The sequence below is a fragment of the Pseudomonas sp. JV245A genome (assembly GCF_032424515.1).
In the GTDB taxonomy this organism is placed as follows: Bacteria; Pseudomonadota; Gammaproteobacteria; order Pseudomonadales; family Pseudomonadaceae; genus Aquipseudomonas; species Aquipseudomonas protegens.
Genome location: NZ_VYKE01000011.1, coordinates 35387 through 52947 on the forward strand (window position 1 = coordinate 35387; position 17561 = coordinate 52947).

At 59.5% G+C, this 17561-nt stretch carries 11 protein-coding genes; 8 read left to right on the forward strand and 3 right to left on the reverse strand.

What is annotated here, in order from left to right; translation table 11 throughout:
* Positions 1–127: 127 nt before the first annotated feature.
* Complete coding sequence (locus F6S12_RS05360) at positions 128–877, forward strand: SDR family NAD(P)-dependent oxidoreductase (protein ID WP_065364023.1); 750 nt, start codon at positions 128–130, stop codon at positions 875–877.
* A gap of 3 nt (positions 878–880) precedes the next feature.
* Here the strand turns inward: F6S12_RS05360 and F6S12_RS05365 are convergent, their stop codons facing one another.
* Positions 881–1798, reverse strand: coding sequence for an AraC family transcriptional regulator (locus F6S12_RS05365; protein ID WP_065364024.1), 918 nt, complete (start codon positions 1796–1798; stop codon positions 881–883).
* 130 nt (positions 1799–1928) lie between these two features.
* Here F6S12_RS05365 and F6S12_RS05370 point away from each other — a divergent pair, with 130 nt between their 5' ends.
* The 6 genes from F6S12_RS05370 (at position 1929) to F6S12_RS05395 (ending at position 9360) form a co-directional block, all read left to right on the forward strand.
* On the forward strand, positions 1929–3401 hold the full coding sequence (locus F6S12_RS05370; protein ID WP_077934100.1) for an aldehyde dehydrogenase family protein: 1473 nt from the start codon (positions 1929–1931) through the stop codon (positions 3399–3401).
* 225 nt (positions 3402–3626) lie between these two features.
* A complete protein-coding gene (locus F6S12_RS05375; RefSeq protein WP_123473365.1) occupies positions 3627–4214 on the forward strand; it encodes a fimbrial protein in 588 nt (195 codons plus the stop codon).
* A 22-nt stretch (positions 4215–4236) separates the two neighbouring features.
* Complete coding sequence (locus F6S12_RS05380) at positions 4237–4986, forward strand: molecular chaperone (RefSeq protein WP_309295698.1); 750 nt, start codon at positions 4237–4239, stop codon at positions 4984–4986.
* Positions 4987–5070: 84 nt separating this feature from the next.
* Positions 5071–7602: a fimbria/pilus outer membrane usher protein gene (locus F6S12_RS05385; protein ID WP_123430794.1), complete on the forward strand. Its 2532-nt coding sequence runs from the start codon at positions 5071–5073 to the stop codon at positions 7600–7602.
* A gap of 162 nt (positions 7603–7764) precedes the next feature.
* On the forward strand, positions 7765–8631 hold the full coding sequence (locus F6S12_RS05390) for a fimbrial protein (RefSeq protein WP_077934102.1): 867 nt from the start codon (positions 7765–7767) through the stop codon (positions 8629–8631).
* Between the two features lie 99 nt (positions 8632–8730).
* Positions 8731–9360, forward strand: coding sequence for a response regulator transcription factor (locus F6S12_RS05395; protein ID WP_065364027.1), 630 nt, complete (start codon positions 8731–8733; stop codon positions 9358–9360).
* Between the two features lie 54 nt (positions 9361–9414).
* Here the strand turns inward: F6S12_RS05395 and F6S12_RS05400 are convergent, their stop codons facing one another.
* Positions 9415–13056, reverse strand: a complete 3642-nt coding sequence (locus tag F6S12_RS05400; protein ID WP_185057787.1) for a transporter substrate-binding domain-containing protein — start codon at positions 13054–13056, stop codon at positions 9415–9417.
* A gap of 94 nt (positions 13057–13150) precedes the next feature.
* The gene (locus F6S12_RS05405; RefSeq protein ID WP_185057786.1) at positions 13151–14062 is read right to left on the reverse strand and encodes an EAL domain-containing protein; all 912 of its coding nucleotides are present in this window, start codon (positions 14060–14062) and stop codon (positions 13151–13153) included.
* A gap of 170 nt (positions 14063–14232) precedes the next feature.
* On the opposite strand from F6S12_RS05405, the gene F6S12_RS05410 reads away from it, so the two are divergent.
* Entirely contained in the window at positions 14233–17523 is a 3291-nt protein-coding gene (locus F6S12_RS05410; protein ID WP_123430791.1) for an ATP-binding protein, read from the forward strand.
* Positions 17524–17561 lie beyond the last annotated feature (38 nt).

The following is a 17561-nucleotide window of genomic DNA, read 5'->3' on the forward strand; positions in this document are numbered from 1 at the left end:
CTGGACGCTGACGCAAGTTTCCTGGCTTCTCAGCCATTAACAGCCTCGTACCCCATGCTTAAGCTGAACCTCTCGTCCAGTGCCCCCGGGCAATTGGGTCATTGAACCCCGAAGGGAAAGTTCAAGCATGAAAAAATTGGAAAAGAAAGTTGCCCTGGTGACAGGGGCTTCCAAGGGTATTGGCGCGGACATCGCCAAGCAGTTGGCTCGCAACGGCGCCACGGTGATCGTCAACTACGCTCGCAGCAAGGCCGACGCCGACGCTGTGGTGGCGCAGATCTTGGAGCAGGGCGGTAGGGCCTATGCGATCCAGGCCGATGTGGCCAGGAGCCTTGAGGTCAAGACCCTGTTCAAGACCATAGAGCATCTGTACGGCCGCCTCGATATCCTGGTCAATAACGCCGGGGTCTATTCCACCGGCTCACTGGCGCAGGTCACTGAAGATGAGTTCCACCGGCATTTCGACCTGAACGTATTGGGTCTGATTCTGTGTTGCCAGGCGGCGTTGGACTGCTTCAACCCACAAGGGGCGAGCATCATCAATGTCAGTTCCAGCGTCACCTCCTTCACCCCTGCCAATTCGGCGATCTACACCGCTTCCAAGGGCGCAGTGGATGCGATAACTCGCACCCTGGCCAATGAGCTGGGCCCCAGGAACATCCGGGTCAATTCGGTCAACCCGGGACTTGTGATGACTGAGGGGGTGCTCTCCAGCGGCTTCTTCGCAGATGAGTTCCGCACCAAGATCGAGACACTCACGCCCCTGGGGCGCATTGGCGTACCTCGGGACATTTCGCCGGCGGTGGCCTTCCTGGCCTCGGACGATGCCAGTTGGATCACTGGCGAAACCCTGGTCATCGGCGGTGGTTTGCGCTGAGCGCTACAGGCTCTGCTGGCCGCGCTGATAATGGCGCGGGGCTTCGCTCATCACGCGCTTAAAGGCGGTACTGAAGGCGCTTTCGGACTCATAACCCAGGGAGAAGGCGATGCTGGAGATACTGTCGTCGGAATTGCGCAAGCGGTCGCTGGCCAGCAGCATTCGCCAGCGGGTCAGGTATTCCATGGGAGCAACCCCGACTACGGTCTTGAACCGCTGGGCAAAGGCCGAGCGCGACATGTTGGCCAGGCGTGCCAGTTCTTCCACGCTCCAGCGCCGCGCTGGCTCACCATGCAGTGCACTGATGGCGGCACTCAGGTGTCGGTCGGCCAGGCCGGCGAACCAGCCGGTGCCATCGCTGCCCAGGGTTCCCAGGTGAGCACGCAGCACCTCCACCAGCATGATGTGGGCCAGGTGTTCGGTCATCAATGAACGTCCCGGCTTGTGCTGGTGCAGTTCCGAAGTAAAGCGCTCCAGGGCCCAGCGCAGAATCGAGGCCTGGGCCGAGACACCGGTCAGGTGCACCAGGGACGGTAGGGTGCTGAGCAGGACTTGGGCCGGGACCCCGGTGAACTCGAAGCGTCCACCCACCAATTGGGTATCGGCGCCGCAGTAGTCAAGGGTGATTTCGTCTTCAGCGATCCGTTGGAAGTAGGAGGCGGAATCCATCGGGACCTGGTTCATATCGCTGTAAAGGGCAAAGGGCACGCCCCGGGTCATGAGGAAACAGTCACCTTGTTGCAAGCGTTGCGGTTGTTGTTCGCCTGCAACTAATAGCCAGCAGCCACCTTGAACTACGGTAGTGAACTTGATTCCGGCATTCTCGGGAAAACTGAACGCCCAATCACCCGCCATTCTTAATGTTGCGGAGTGATAGTTGCGAATTCGCAATAAAGAAAGAACGCCTGAAAGCGGATCCATTGGTTGCCCTTTGGGGATTTTGAAAATGGGAGATGAATGTTAACACCGTGATTATCCTGATGGATATATAAAGTCGCGCATCGACTTGCCCGAAATCGTTATGAAAGTTGTAACTTGAAAAGGAATAAACATGAATATCCAATTAGACGAAGTCTATGGTCCGTTGATTAACGGTGTATTTGAGAGTCGTGACAAACAGCCATTGCCCGCCCTGGATCCGGCCACCGGAAAGTGCCTGGCGACTATTCATTACTGTGACGCTCAAGATGTCGATCGAGCGGTGAATGCGGCGCAGGCGGCCTTTGCCGGATGGAATGCTTTGGGTCAGCAGGAACGGGGTCGATTGCTCAATGCCCTGGCCGACGCGGTGGAGGCGGACAGTGAACGCTTGGCGTGGATCGATGCCCATGACGTGGGGCGTTGCATCAGCGAGGTACGCAAGGATTACCTGACTGCGGTACGTCACTACCGCTACTTTGCCTCGGTGATCATGGCCCATGAAGACCATGGCCGAGAGATCCCCGGTGGCTACGCCCTGGGCAAGCGCGAGCCCCTGGGGGTGTGCGGGCAGATCATCCCCTGGAATGCGCCGGCGATCATGGCATCGTTCAAGCTGGCGCCAGCCCTGGCGGCTGGCAACACCGTGGTGCTCAAGCCGGATGAAAATGCTTCGCTGTCGACCCTGGAACTGGGCAAGCACATCACGCGGATTTTCCCGGCTGGGGTGGTCAATATCGTCACCGGCCTGGGGGAAGTCGTAGGTGCAGCCCTGAGCCAGCACCCCAAGGTGCGCAAGCTGTCCTTTACCGGCAGCACCGAAGTGGGGCGCATCGTTGCGCGAGTAGCGGCCGACCGGCTGGTGCCGGCGACCCTGGAACTGGGTGGCAAGAGCGCCAACATCGTGTTCCCGGATATCGATGACCTGGATGCCGTGGTAGACAACGCCACCTTCGCAGCGATCCACAATAACGGGCAGTCATGCCTGGCTGGCACTCGGCTGTTCGTCCATGACGCTATCTTCGAGACGTTCAAGCAAAAGCTGATCGAGTCATTCCAGCGCGTCAGCGTGGGTTCGCCGCTGGATGAAAATGCGCGGGTCAGTTGCCTGGTATCGGCCAGGCAGGGTGAAAAAGTCCTGGAGTACATTGCCCTCGGAGTGCAGGAGGGGGCTGAGCTGCTGGTGGGCGGAGCCCGGGTCGAGGTGCCGGATTGCCCAGCGGGCTACTTTATCCAGCCCACGGTTTTCGAGGTCCGCAATGACATGCGCATCTGCCGGGAAGAGATCTTCGGCCCCGTACTGTCACTGATCCGCTGGAGCGATTACGAGCAGATGATCGCCCAGGCCAATGACTCCGAATACGGTCTGGCCGCCGGTATCTACACCAGCAACCTGAAGCACGCCATGGATACCGCCAATCGCCTGGAGGCCGGTTCAGTGTGGATCAATCGCTACTCCAACATCAGCGACGGCACGGCGTTCGGTGGCTACAAGAACAGCGGTATTGGCCGCGAGTTCAGCCGCGAAACCCTGAATGCCTACACCCAGATCAAGACCATCACGGTCCAGGCTGAGGTGCCGGCGCCCTGGTTTGCACCGCGCTGAATCGCGAGTGTCATTAAACCGCCTGTTCCCTCCGGGAGCAGGCGGTTTTTCTTTTGTAATCAATTAAACAAGCTATAGGTTTGTAGGATTAGTCCTACATATTTAGATGATTTATCTTTAGATGTAGGGCGATTCCTACGATTGTTGCACTTTCTGTCCTGGGTAAGAATTTGCTCGCTTCCTTTAAGGAACAATTAAAGCCATCAACTTACACAGACCAAGGAAATGACAGTGTTCAATCCCATGAGAGCTATTCTGGCAATTACTGCCTCTGGCCTTGTTGCCAGTTCCGCAATGGCGGCTGACGGGACAATCAACTTCACGGGTGAAATCAGCAGCGTATCGTGCAGCATTACAGCCGGCGGAGGCACAGTCGGAGGTAGTGCTCAAACTATTACCGTGCCTTTGGGGAAAGTCAGTATTGATTCAATAAAAACCCCCGCAGAGGGTACTATCGCCTCAACTGTCCGAATCAATCTAAATCTGGACTGCGGCTCAACCGGATCGGGTCTTAGCACAGTTGATATGAAGTTTGACCCTGCTGCCGGTTCTGGCATTGATCTCAAGGACCCCAGACTCTTGAAAACTCAGGGGGCGGGCAAAGGTGTAGGTATCGCGATCTATAATGAAAATAATCAAATAGTAAATATGTCCGCGAACGAAATCATCAGTGGAACATTGACTCAGTCACCTCCAAGTACTGGCACTTATAAGAGTAGCATCAGCTTGCGTGCCGGTTATGTTGCCAATACTGAAGATTTTGTCGCAGGCCAGGCTAATGGCACCCTGCCGTTTAGCTTGACTTACAGGTAATAGTAAAAAAGAGAGGCTGAACATGCCTCTCTTGCTCACGAGTGGTGCCTATTCAATGAACGCAATTTCCAGATACTTGCTGCTGGGCTTCGCCTTGCTCGGCAGTAGCCTTGCCTGTGCCGGAATTACCCTCGATGGAACTCGAGTGATATACCCGGAAAAAAGCAAGGAAGTTTCAATCCTGATCAGGAACACTGGTTCGCAGGACATCATGATTCAATCCTGGCTGGAATCCAATGAACTGCATAATGAACAGAATATTCCCTTTGCTCTGACCCCTTCCTTGAGTCGCCTTGCCGGGAATAACCAACAGATGTTGAGGATCTTTTATTACGGCAAGGGTTTACCAACTGATAAAGAGTCGATCTTCTGGTTGAACGTGCAGGAAATCCCGCAAAAGTCAGCGGAACAAAATACCCTGCAAATTGCCGTGCGTCAGCGCATCAAGGTGTTCTATCGCCCGAAAAACCTGACGGAAAACTCCCAGGAGGCAGTCGGTAACTTGAAGTGGAAAATGCTTCGCGAGAATGGGAAGAGCTATTTGCAAGTTTCTAATGGTTCGCCTTATCACATCTCCTTTAGTTCGGGAGTGTTAAGTGTGGGCGAAAAGAAATACCCCGTTGAGTTGGATATGGTGACGCCCGGAAGTGTCAGCAAGTTTGCTGTGACGGGAGAGCCTACGGCTCAGCCAAGCCAGCGGGCGCTCGTTGAGTTTCATAGCATTAACGACTACGGCACTCCAATCAAGGGTACAGCGACTGTCACTTATTGAAAGTGGCTGCCTCGCTGGTTTATTCGATACTTGCTTTGTAGAGAGCAGGCTGATGTTCAATCACTGGTATAAGGGATTGCGCCTGTGCACGTTTTCAGGAAAAAGCTCAATCTGAAGAATACAGGTTGTTCCTTTTTATTTTTCATGAGCATGGCCACGCCTGTGGCCGCGTTGTCAGTAGAGTTCAATGAGGTTTTCCTGAACAAGGGTGGAGCCCCGGTAGAGTTGAAGTACTTCGAATCGGGTAGTGGTATTTCCCCCGGAAACTACAATCTCGATATCTATCTCAATCAAGCGATGGTAGTTCGGCAGAGTGTCACCTTCATTGCAACAGGCAACTCGCCTGAAGTACGCCCGCAGATCAGTCTGGGCACTCTAAAAGCAATGGGCATCAATACTTCGCGGCTTGCTCAAGAGCGGCTCATCGCTACCGACAGCAGCGATGAATCGATCATCGACGTTGCCAGGCTGGTCAGTGGTGCCAGCGTCGAGTTTGATGTCAGCGCTCTGGCCCTGAAGATCAGCGTGCCCCAGGCCTACATCCAGCGCGGTGCCGGTCATTCGGTGGATCGCTCCCTGTGGGACGATGGTGTTACCGCGCTCTTCACCGACTATCAGTTGAACTTCAACCGCAATATCAGCCAGGGCTACCACAACGACTACCGCTTCCTGGGGTTGCGCAACGGTTTCAACCTGGGTGCCTGGCGGTTACGCAACGAGTCTTCAGTGTCGGGTTACACCGGTGTGCGCGACACCTTCAGCAGCAACCGCAGCTACATCGAGCGGGATGTTGCCTCTCTGAACGGCCGGTTTGCAGCGGGAGAGTTGTACACCCAGGGCGAGGTCTTCGACAGCGTGCGTTTTCGCGGGGTGCAGCTCAGTTCCGAGCTGAGCATGTTGTCGGATGAGGAAATCGGTTACGCACCGGTGGTGCGTGGCATTGCCGAGACCAACGCCACGGTGGAGGTGATCCAGAACAACTACGTCATCTACTCCACCAGCGTCTCGCCGGGCGCCTTCGAGATCCAGGACATCTATCCCAGTGGCTCCAACGGTGACCTGGTGGTGAAGATCATCGAGGCTGACGGTCGCGAACGGCAGTATTCACAGGCCTATTCCTATCTGCCGGTCATGATCCGCAACGGCAGTGCTCGCTACAGTGTTGCCGCTGGCCAATACAAGAACCATGACCAGGCTGCGCCAGGATTCGGCCAAGGCACCCTGGTATATGGCATGAGCGACAACTTCACCGGTTACGGCGGCCTGCTGGCGGCCACGGGGTACAAGGCCCTGAACCTGGGGCTGGGCATCAACTCGCCCTGGGGCGGGGTGTCGTTCGACGTGACCCAATCCAGTTCCGAGAGCCTGCGGGGCCAGGTGAGCCGGGGGCAGAGTGCCCGCGCTCTGTACTCCAAGACCCTGGGCACCACCGATACCAGCTTCACCATGATTGGCTATCGCTACTCCACCGAGAACTACCGGACCTTCAGCCAGCATGTGGAGGAGTCCGGCGACGTCGGTGGGAGCCATTACGGACGGCAGAAAAGCCGCTTTGACCTGAACGTCAACCAACCCCTGGGGCAATCGGGTTCGCTGTTCGCCAGTATGGGGGAAACCAGCTACTGGAATCGTCAGGGCAGTACCCGGCGCTGGCAGTTCGGCTACAACGGTAACTATCTGGACGTCAGCTACAACCTGGCCCTGTCGCGTACAGAAGGCCAGGGCATGGAGCAGGGCGCCGATAACCAGCTCAGCGCATCGCTGAGCGTGCCATTCGGTGGCTCGGGCCGGCACCAGCGGGCCTATAGCAGTGTGACGTCGTCGTCCCAGGGGGATTCGTCGGTCCAGACTGGAGTCTCGGGCAATTTGGATCAGCGAAATGCCTGGAACTACTCGGTCCAGGGCAGCCAGAGCCGGCAGGGTGGACGTTCCGCCAACCTCGACCTGAGCTGGGATGGGCCCGCAGCGAAGGTCAGCGGCAATTACGGCCAAGGCTCCGCCAGCAAGCACATGAGCCTCGGCGCTGCGGGTTCGCTGGTGGCCCACGCAAATGGCATCACCTTGGGCCCCTCGGTGGGGGAAACCTTTGCCCTGGTCGAGGTGTCCGGGGTCAAGGGGGTAGGGGTCGATAGCAGCGCTGTCACACGTACCGATGACAAGGGTTATGCCATCGTTCCCTATGTACAACCCTATCGCTACAACTGGATCAGCCTCGACAGCGACACCCTGGGCAGTGATGTAGAAATACAAGAAAGTTCGCGCATGGTGGTGCCCACCCGGGGTGCGGTAGTCAAGAGTCGCTTCGAGTCCACGTCCGGGCGCCGCCTGCAGTTCGACCTGCGCACAGTAGATGGCCAGCAAATCCCATTTGGCGCTCAGGCCTATGACTCCCAGGGAAACTTGCTGGGTGTCGTCGACAACTTGTCCAGGCTGTTGCTGTTTGGTATCGGGGATAAAGGTGAGCTGGATGTTCGCTGGGGTACAAAGCACTGCAAGGTGAATTATGAGTTGCCCGCGGCGAACAAAGAGATGATTTACGAAAAGTTTGAGTTTTCCTGCAGTACTCCGAAGGCCTTGATGGCGAGCACTGAAGTAATTAGTTCAAGTAGCCAATGATGGCTTCGAGGTAAGTGGATGAAGCTGGTTTGTGTTTTTTTTGCAAGAATATGGCTGTGCATGGTTCTGGGGGGTGTCCCGTACGCCATTGCCGGATGTTCTCAGGTGCTCGGCCAGACGCTCCAACCGGCGATACCGGAAGTCTCGCAAGGAGCGACAGGAATGCTCTCCAGTTATTGGGCATCAGCAACGGTCTTGGTGTCCTGTAGCGGTCTGGTGGCATATGGGAAGTACTTTAACAACATCTATGCAACCGCGGGCGACTCGGGGAAGACCCTCTATTTCGAGGGCGCCAACTACAAGCTTTACAAGACTAGTTCCGCTGATGTGATGTTCATCGCCAAGGCTGCTGGTCCGGATAATATAGCTCGCCCTTTGGGCGACCTGAACCGCACGCCCGTATCTGTTAGCAGCACAGGAACTGCCGGCTTCGGGATGATCATTTATGTGCGGTATTATTCCCCGTCGCAGAAGCTGTTTCCGGGCTTGTACAGCATCACCGGGCAAGATCTGTTTGCCGGGCTGCTCAGTTACAACAATGGTGATCCTTCGGTTAATTTCGGTTATTGGGGAACCAAGGCGCTGGACTTTTCATTTCTGGTCATGGCGAGAACTTGCCAGCTTTATAATAATGCTCCAGTGAAACTGAAAAAAATCAGTTTGTCGGCACTGCCAGTTCGAGGCTCAACGGTGGACGCGGGAACAGTCCGCCTGGATATAGGCTGCGAGAGCAGCATGAGCAGCAATAGAATCAGCGTCAATATGATTGATATGGCCACCCCCTGGAATAACTCGTCGAACCTGACATTTACTACTCACGCCACCCAACCTTCGGGAGTCACCTTGCAACTGATGAATGCCGGGAAGCTCCTTAATCTAGGCGTCTCGTCCAGTAATGTTATTGGCTATACGCCGGCCGGCACCACAGACATCAGTAAAGTGCTTGACGTTCGTTATATCCGCACCGAAGACAAGGTAATCCCAGGAGCAGGCAATGCGGCAGTTTCAGTTACCGTCACTAGTGACTAGCCTGTTTTGCATAATCTTTTTCAAGCTATGCATTCACTATTATTCTCAAGTCGCCTACGGCATCATCCACCGAGTCAAGAAATCAGGAACAACCAAATCATGGGCAACATAGTCATAGTCGACGATCATCCACTGATGCGCATGGCCGTGCGTGTCATGCTCGAAAGTGAAGGGCATACCATCATGGCGGAAATCGACAACGGCGTGGATGCCCTGGAAATCATCCGCAAGTTGCTGCCTGACCTGATCGTGCTTGACCTGAGCATCCCCAAGATGGACGGTCTTTCGGTGATTGCGCACCTGACCTCCATCGGTATCTCCACCAAGGTGCTGATCCTCACCTCGGGCGACGCCCGCAACTTTGCCATGCGCTCGCTGCAGGCGGGAGCCGCAGGTTTCGTGTGCAAGGACGACAGCCTCGATGAACTGGCCGGGGCGGTGAAGGCGGTACTGGCCGGATACAGCTATTTTCCGGCGAACACGATTCACATGCTGCGGGACAACTCCCAGGCTGCGTCTCAGGAAAGCCTCAAGCTGGCACAGCTGTCCGATCGCGAGATTACCGTGCTCAAGCTGCTGGCCCGTGGCATGGGTAACCAGGATATAGCCCAGCAGTTGATGATCAGCCACAAGACGGTCAGTACGTACAAGGTGCGCCTGCAGAGGAAACTCAGCGTGGAAAACCTGATCGCCATGGTGGAACTGGCCAAGCGCAACGGCCTGGTGTGACCCCCGGCAGGGCCGGCGCAGGAGAACCTGCGCCGGCCTTTTTTTGCCTGGGCTTCAGTGCGGCAGGGCGAAAGCCTTTTCGATCCGCAGCAGCTCGGCTTCCAGCTCCGCGGTTCTGCCGGGCAAGGTGTCCGGATTGTGTTCCGTGCAAGCCTGCTCCAGGTCCTTGCACAGTTGCGTCAGCCGGGCATTGCGCATGATGGCTGCACTGCCACGGATACGATGCGACAGGCGCACCAGGGCGTTGACATTCATCTCTTCGCACAACCACCGCAGCTCCTCGAGGTCCCGGCGATTGCTCTTGAGCAGTTCAAGGCGGAACTGTTCCTGAAGTGTCGGGTTGCTGCTCAGTTTGTTGAGGGATTGGCTGGCATCGCCATGGGCCTGGAGGATGTCGGCGGGCGGCGGGGATTCCTGGTAGGCCAGTGTCTGGGCCTGGTCCTGGGGCAGCAAGGTCGACAAGCGCTCCTCCAGGGTCGCGAGGCTCACCGGCTTGATCAGGCAGTCGCGCATGCCGGCATTGATGCAGCGCTCTATTTCCTCCTGCTGGGCATCGGCGGTCAGCCCGATAATCAGGGTGCGCGGGCGTTGCTGCTCATGCTCCTCGCGGCGAATGGCCAGGGCCAGTTCAACGCCATTCATCTGTGGCATGTGATAGTCGGTGATCAGCAGGTCGAACGCCTTCTGCTGCCATAGCTGCAAGGCCTGCACGCCGTTTTCGGCTTCCACCGCCTGGCAGCCGAGGAACTCCAACTGGGCCCGCAGCATCTGCCGGTTGGGGGTGTTGTCGTCAGCCACCAGAACCCGGGTCGCCCGCTGTGCTGCGAACCGCAGCTTGTTGATTGTCGGCGCGGGGGCCTCGGGCACCGGCTCCAGCACTTTCAGGCGCAGGGTGACCGTCACTGTGGTTCCCTTGCCTGGGGTGCTGAGCATCTCCAGGGCGCCGCCCATCATTTCGCACAGCGAGCGCGATACCACCAGGCCCAGGCCGCTGCCGCCCTGGCCACCGAGGGAGGGTTGGGCCACTTGGGCAAAAGGCCGGAAGAGCAACTGGCGGTCCTCCACCGAGATGCCTCGGCCGGTGTCCTGTACTTGCAACTTGATGTCGAGCATCTGCTCGCCGTCGAGTGCGCTTTCAAGGCGGATGCTCACCCGGCCCTGATCGGTGAACTTGATCGCATTGCTCACCAGGTTCGTCAGCACCTGCTTGAAACGCATGGGGTCGATCAGCACATCGAGATTGCTGCCCGCGTCCATTTCCAACAGCAGTTCCAGGCTCTTCTGTTGCGCCAGGCCTTCGAAGACCCGGGCCACGGGCTCCAGCAGTTCCTTGAGACGGGTACGCCGGGGAAAGAAGCTCAGGCGCCCGGATTCGATACGCACGATGTCCAGGGTATTGCCCAGCAGTTCTAGCAGGTTCTTCGCCGCGCTGTGGGCGACATCGATGTGGTAGCGGTCGAGCACCCCTTGATCGGCCCGTTTCAGGACCAGCTCCAGTGTGCCGATCACCGCGCTCATGGGGGTGCGTATTTCATGGCTGATGGTGGCCAGGAACTGGGTTTTCGCCTGGTTCGCTTCATCGGCCTGGCCCTTGGCCTGTTGCAGGTCGTGGACCAGGCGCTGGTGTTCGGAAATGTCCTGCCAGCCACAGATCACTCCCTTGATAGTGCCCGAGGAGTCACGAAATGGCTGGATCCAGTGCTCGATGCACAGGCTGTTGCCGGCAATGACGATCTGATACTGGCGTTCGATGGTGATGCCGCTGTCCATGGCTTGCAGGTAGCTGTTGTGCAGGGCCAGGGCCACCTCGAAGTGCTCGATGGGCATCTCCAGGGCGGTCTTGCCCAGTACCTGGTCCTGACGCAGGTTCATCACCTGCATATAGCTGCGGCTGCAGGACAGCAGGCGGCCCTTGCGGTCGCGCACGTAGATGGGAATGGGCATGGAGTCGTCCAGGGTGCGCTGGAACTGCAACTGGTCGCTCAGGGCTTTCTCTGCCAGCAGGCGCCGGCGGATCTGCCGGCGCAGCTGGAAGATGCGGATCATGAACACCGTCATCACCAGTAGAGCGCAGCCGAGAATTTCCAGTATTACCCGCCCGTAGTCGCGCCAGCTCTGGCCACTCATCGCGGCATTGGCCCGCCAGCGAATGGTGATGGCGTTCAATTCATCGGGCGGGATGCTCAGGATCGCCTTGTCGAGGATCGACTGCAGCTGGGTGTCACCGCGGCGCATGGCGAAGCTGGCGGTGGCGGCATCGCCGTCGAGGATGGCGGCGATGCGCAGTTTCTTTTCGTACAGGCGCGCGGTGTAGTAGCGCGCCATGGACAGCGCCATGACGGCGGCGTCTGCCTGCCCGCTGGCCACCATGCTCATTGCCTCCAGGTTGTTGGAAGGGCGTAGCAGATGAATCTGCGGGTAATCGACGCCCAGGCTGGCGCTCAGTACATGTCCCCGGGCGATGGCCAGGCGTTTCCCGGACAGCGCAGCGAGGCTGGCGATGTCCTGCCGGCCCTGGGCAGTGACCAGGACAAAGGAGCTGGTGGCAAAGGGGTGAGTGAAACGGAAGGCTTCCTCACGCTCGATGCTCGGTGTCAGCACCGCGAGGTCGGTTTCGCCGTTGCGCAAGGCTTTCTGGATGCCCTGGAAGCTGGAGGTGCGCTGCACCTCGAAGCGCAGGCCGGTGCGCTGGGTGATGATCTCGAACAGGTCGGAGATCACCCCGTTGAAGCGCCCGTCGGCATCGAAGAATGCGGAGGGGGCCATGTCGTCGTTGATCATCAGCCGGGCTACCGGGTGCCGAGCCAACCAGCGCCGCTCCTGATCGTCGAGGACCACCCGGTCTTCGGGCATGACGATGCCTCCACCGGTCCAGCGCTTGACGATAAAGCTCATGCGCAAGGCGCCCAGCGAGGTCAGGGTGCGGTTGAGGATGTGCATCAGGCGCTGGTCGTCGGCGCGCAGGAGAAAGCCGTAGCCCCCGGATTCCAGGTCGATGAAACGGCTGAATTTCAGGTAGTTGAAGAAGCTGTGGTTGATCAGATAGTGGGCGCTCAGGGAGTCGCCGATGTAACCGTCAACGCCCTGGAAGGCCACCGCGGCCATGGCCTGGGCGGCGCTGCTGTAGCTGAGAATCTGCGCCTCGGGGAAGTGGCTGCGAAACAGCTCCGCGGGCAGGTAGTCCTGGACCACGGCGATGGTCATCCCCCGCAGGTCCTCGGGCAGGTTTCGCTCATCGCCCTGGCGTCGATAGAGCGAAGGCGCGTTCTGCGCATAGGGCAAGCTCAGGGCGGTGGCTGGAGTCTGGCGCTGGTAGTCGCTGGCGCGGCTGAGCAGGTCGACCTTGCCGGCCCGCAGGGCTCTCAGAGCGTCTTGGGCGTCATCGAAACCCAGTACCTGGATCTCGATGTTCAACTGCTGTTTCAGCAGGGCCACCACATCGGCGCTGACCCCTTCGTAGTCACCGTTGCTGTAGATGATATCCATGGGCAGGGAGGAAGGCCCGGCGATCCCCAACACCAGCCGTCGCTTCTCCCGCAACCAGGCCCAGTCCTCGGCGTCCAGCTGGAGTTTCTGCGGCTCGCTGGCCAGTTGGCTGGTGAGGTGCAGGTGGTCCGGCACGGGCGCTGCGTGGCTGCGGGTGGCGAGCAGCAGGGTCAGGCAAAACACGCAGGACGTGATCAGTGACTTGGTCATGAACATAGGACGACTACCAGGGATAAAGCGGTCGGTTAGGGGGGCGAGATGAAGGGGCGCGGGCTCCATGGATCGCAAGGCATGGGCAAGCAACTCAGGCAGAGGCTATGGAACGTCGCGAGCGGGCGTTGTGCAGGCAGTAGTTGATCAGGTGCTGCTCCGGCATCGGCCGGCCGATGGCGAAACCTTGGACGACGGGGCAACCCAGGGCCTTGAGCTGCTTCATCTGCCTTGGTGTCTCCACTCCCTCGACCACCAGTGACAGGCCCAGGGTGGCGGCCAGCCGCACAGTGCTTTCCACCACACTGCGGCAGGTGGGATGGGAGTCCAGCTTGCGCACGAACGAGGCGTCCAGCTTGATCTGGTTGAACGGCAGGTCGCACAGCCGCTGCAGCGAAGAGAAGCCGCTACCATAGTCGTCCATCGACAAGCCGCAGCCCAGCACCCGAAGTTGCAGCAGGTTCTTCAGGCTGACGGCGGGCAAGTGGATGGAGCCGGTCTCGGTCAGTTCGAACATGATGCCTTCGGCCGGGCAGCGGTACTCGCGCAACAGATCGCTGACACCCTTGCTGAACCCTGGGTTGCTCAATTGCTGGGGCTCCAGGTTGAACGCCAGCTCCATGGTCACACTCAGTTCGGCGAGGATCTGCTGCAATTGCAGCCCCTGCTCGAAGAGCTGGGCAAACAGCATGTGCACCAGGCCGGCCTGGCACATCACGGGCAGAAAATGCTCCGGTGCCAGTATCCCCGCCTCGGGGTGGTCCCAGCGCGCCAGGACTTCGGCCCCGGCCAGCCTGCCATCGAGCAGTGACAGCTTGGGCTGGTAATAGGCGACGAACTCGTGGCGCCTGAGGCCCTGGAGCACTTCATCGGCACTGGGGGCGGCCAGTGGTACAGGGCTGAAAGATCCGGCGTCGGATCTGGGCGTCCCGTGTTGCGCTCGCCGCGCCGCGGGCACAGGCGCGCGGTCAAGCAAGGCGGTGCGGTTGAGGAAGGAGTTTTTCATGGCGCTCGACGATCCAATACGGTCTACCCACATTGGCGTAGCTCGATCAGACTGTCAGTCGGCGTTTTCGATGACAAATGTAGGACCGCTCCTACAATGGCAACAAGTTCAGGTAGTGTGCGTGACCCTCGCGGGTGCGGGGTGATGTTGATGAAGGACCTTTGGGGAGCATGAGATGCAACAAACAGCAGGTTTCGCCGGTTCACCCTCCCATGGTCTATAGACAATCCAGGGTCAAGCGCCTGGAGCGTGTGTCGCTGCGATTGAACCTCGGCCTGGTGATTTCCTTCCTGCTACTGGTGTTTTTCGTGAGTGCCGGTTACTGGGCGACCTACAAGGTGATGCGAGGTGAACTGGTCAAGGTCAATTACCACTTCCTGCGCCTGGTGGCCCGGGCCAACGACCATGAGACCTTTTTGCTGCGTGCCATCAAGAGCAGCGGTTCCAGCACCTACCGGCCCGAGACCGACTACCGGGGCCATATCTTCACGGAAATGCCCAAGGGTGATGTGCGCATCTACGAGGGCCTGGCGTCGCAGTACCTGACCAAGGTGTCCGTGGTCCTGCCCGAACACACCGACCGCCTGGGCCCCAGGGTCATCAACCGGCAACTGGGGCTGGCCCGGGGCCTTGCCAATGTCTACAGCGACTTCTGGATCGGTTCGTCCTTTACCGCGCCACAGATGTTCCTGTTCGACCTGGACCGTCACTTCGACATCGCCATTCCCTGGATCGAAACCCAGCCGCAGCAGGTTGGCGCTACGCAGCCCGACCTGTTGCCGGTGCTGAGCCGGGTCAAGGCGGCGATCCGCCGCGACCCACCGAAAAACAGCGATCTGATCGTGCGCTGGAGCCCCGCCGAGCCGTTCATGATGAACGGGCGCCAGGCCCTGCTGGCCTATGTCCTCGATCAGACGGCGGACGAGTACCGGGTGGCGGGGCGTGCGCCACGTGAGGTGGTGGCAGCCACCCTGCTGGAGCTGAGTGAGCTCAACGATTTCGGCGAGCGGATCGACAGGCAGTTCTATGAGCGGCCGGACTTCGAGTCCATCGACCTGCTGGCCCCCGACGGGCGCTTGCTGGTGGGCGCTGCCGACAGTGATATCCGGGACTATCAGAACGGCTTGCACCTGAGCGCATCGGGGTTGCTGATCAAGCGCAGCGCCGGTACCCAGGGCACCTGGCAGGCGCTGTACCGGATCAGCTACAAGAGCCTGCTGGAGGACGGATTCTGGCCGCTACTGAGCCTGTTGGGGCTGCTGCTGACGTGCGTCTTCGGTGGCTGGGGAGTGATCGAGTGGTATCGGCGGCGGGTGGTGGAACCGGCCGGCAGCGATTTTCGGCAATTGCTGGTTACCCATGATTTCAACCACTCCATCCTGCAGACCGTACCGCTGGCGTTGTGTGTGGTCAGGGGGCCGACGCTGCAGCCGGTAACGCATAACAGTTTGTATGGGGCCTGGCTGGGAGAAGCCACGGACCTGCGTTTGCTGATGCAGCACTGGGAAATGTTCGACCAGGGCCGGCCGATTTCGGGAGAAGGCTGCCTGGAAGTCGGCCCGCGTTCCTTGTACGTGCGTTTTGCGCCCACCGACTACCAGGGTGAGGATGTGCTGCTGTGCACCTTTACCGACATCACGTCGCACCGCGAAGCCGCGGCCTCGCTGATCATGGCCCGGGACGCGGCGGATGCCGCCAACGAGCAGAAGAGCAACTTCGTCGCCACCGTCAGCCATGAGATCCGAACACCCTTGTATGGTGCCCTGGGGACCCTGGAGCTGTTGGCGATGACTGACCTGAGCGAGCGTCAGCGCGCCTACCTGCGCACCATCGACAGTTCATCGACGGTGCTGCTGCAACTGATCAGCGATGTGCTGGATGTGTCCAAGATCGAGGCCGGGCAAATGGTGCCTGAATCGGTCAGGTTCAACCCACGGGAGCTGCTGGAAGAAACCCTGCGGGGCTTTTCGGCCATGGCCGCGAGCAAGGGCCTGGCGCTGTACGCCTGCATCGACCAGCCGTTGCCGGTGGAGGTCCTGGGGGACAGCCTGCGCATCCGGCAGATCGTCGGTAACCTGATCAGCAACGCCATCAAGTTCACCGCTCACGGGCGGGTGGCGGTGCGCCTGAACCAGGTGCAGTGCGCAACGGGCCGGGCTCGCTTGCAATGGCAGGTGGCCGATAGCGGGCCGGGCATACCCCAGGAGGTGCAGGCGCGCCTGTTCGAACGTTTCTACCAGCGGGACAACCGGCAGCCGAACATACGCGGTACCGGACTGGGCCTGCCGATCTGCGCCAGCCTCAGCCAGATGCTGGGGGGGCACCTGAGTTTCAGCAGCGAAGAGGGCCAGGGCAGCACATTCAGCTTTGCCCTCGACCTTGAACTGGCGGAGTCCGAGGGGGCCGCCCCGGTGGACCTGCGCCTGCAGGGCAAGCGCATACACCTGCGTACCCCGTTCGCCGATCTGAGCGCCAGCCTCGGCGCCTGGTTGCAGCAGCACGGGGCGCGGGTGTCGACCCAGCCCGAGGCTCTGGGCGACATGCCCGATGTCATGCTGGAGGTGATGCCTGAAGCCCTGGCCGGCCTGGATTGGGCCGGAACCAAGGTCTTTGCCCAGCACGATTTCAATCTTCAGCCTCAGGTCATAGGCAAGGACATCCTGGTCAATCAGCACAGCCTGCCGGCCATCCTCCAGGCCTTGAACATGGCGCTGACGGGGGAGGTGTGCGAGCCCGACACCACGCCCGGTGGAGCGAGCAGACAACCGCTGGGCCTGAGCGTGCTGCTGGCCGAGGACAGCCCGGTGAACCAGTTGCTGATGAAGGAACAGCTGGAAACCATCGGCTGCCTGGTGGATGTGGCCAGCAATGGCATCGAAGGCTTGCACCTGCTTGACCAGCAGGCCTACGACCTGATCCTCACCGACGTCAACATGCCGCTCATGGACGGCTATGCCTTCGCCCAGAGCGTGCGCGAACGCAATCTGGACACGCCGATCATCGGTGTCACTGCCAACGCCTTGCGCGAGGAGGGGGAGCACTGCATCCGCGTCGGGATGAACAACTGGCTGACCAAGCCGATTGATATCCAGGGGCTTTACTTGTGTCTCAAGGCGGCCATCGAGATCCCGTTGCAGCCCGTGGTTGCCGACGCGGTCCAGGCAACGGGCCTACCCCAGGACGATCCGTTGCGCGTGCCCGAGCGCATGCTGGAGCTGTTCCAGCTCACCATCGGCCAGGACCTGGAGGCGCTCAAGGCCGCGCTGGCAGGGGGCGACAAGGTGCAGCTGATGGACCAGTTGCACCGCATTCGCGGTGCCCTGGCAGTGGGCAAGGCCAAGAGCCTGATCCTGGTTTGCGCCAGCCTTGAAGCCTCGGTGGGCGGCCATGGTGCCAGGCTGGAGGAGGGCCAGTTGCAGCGATTCATCGAACGGGTCGAGCGGCTGATCAGCCAGCTCTGAGCGGCTAACCCGCCGGGGGTAATGCAACGGGGTAATCG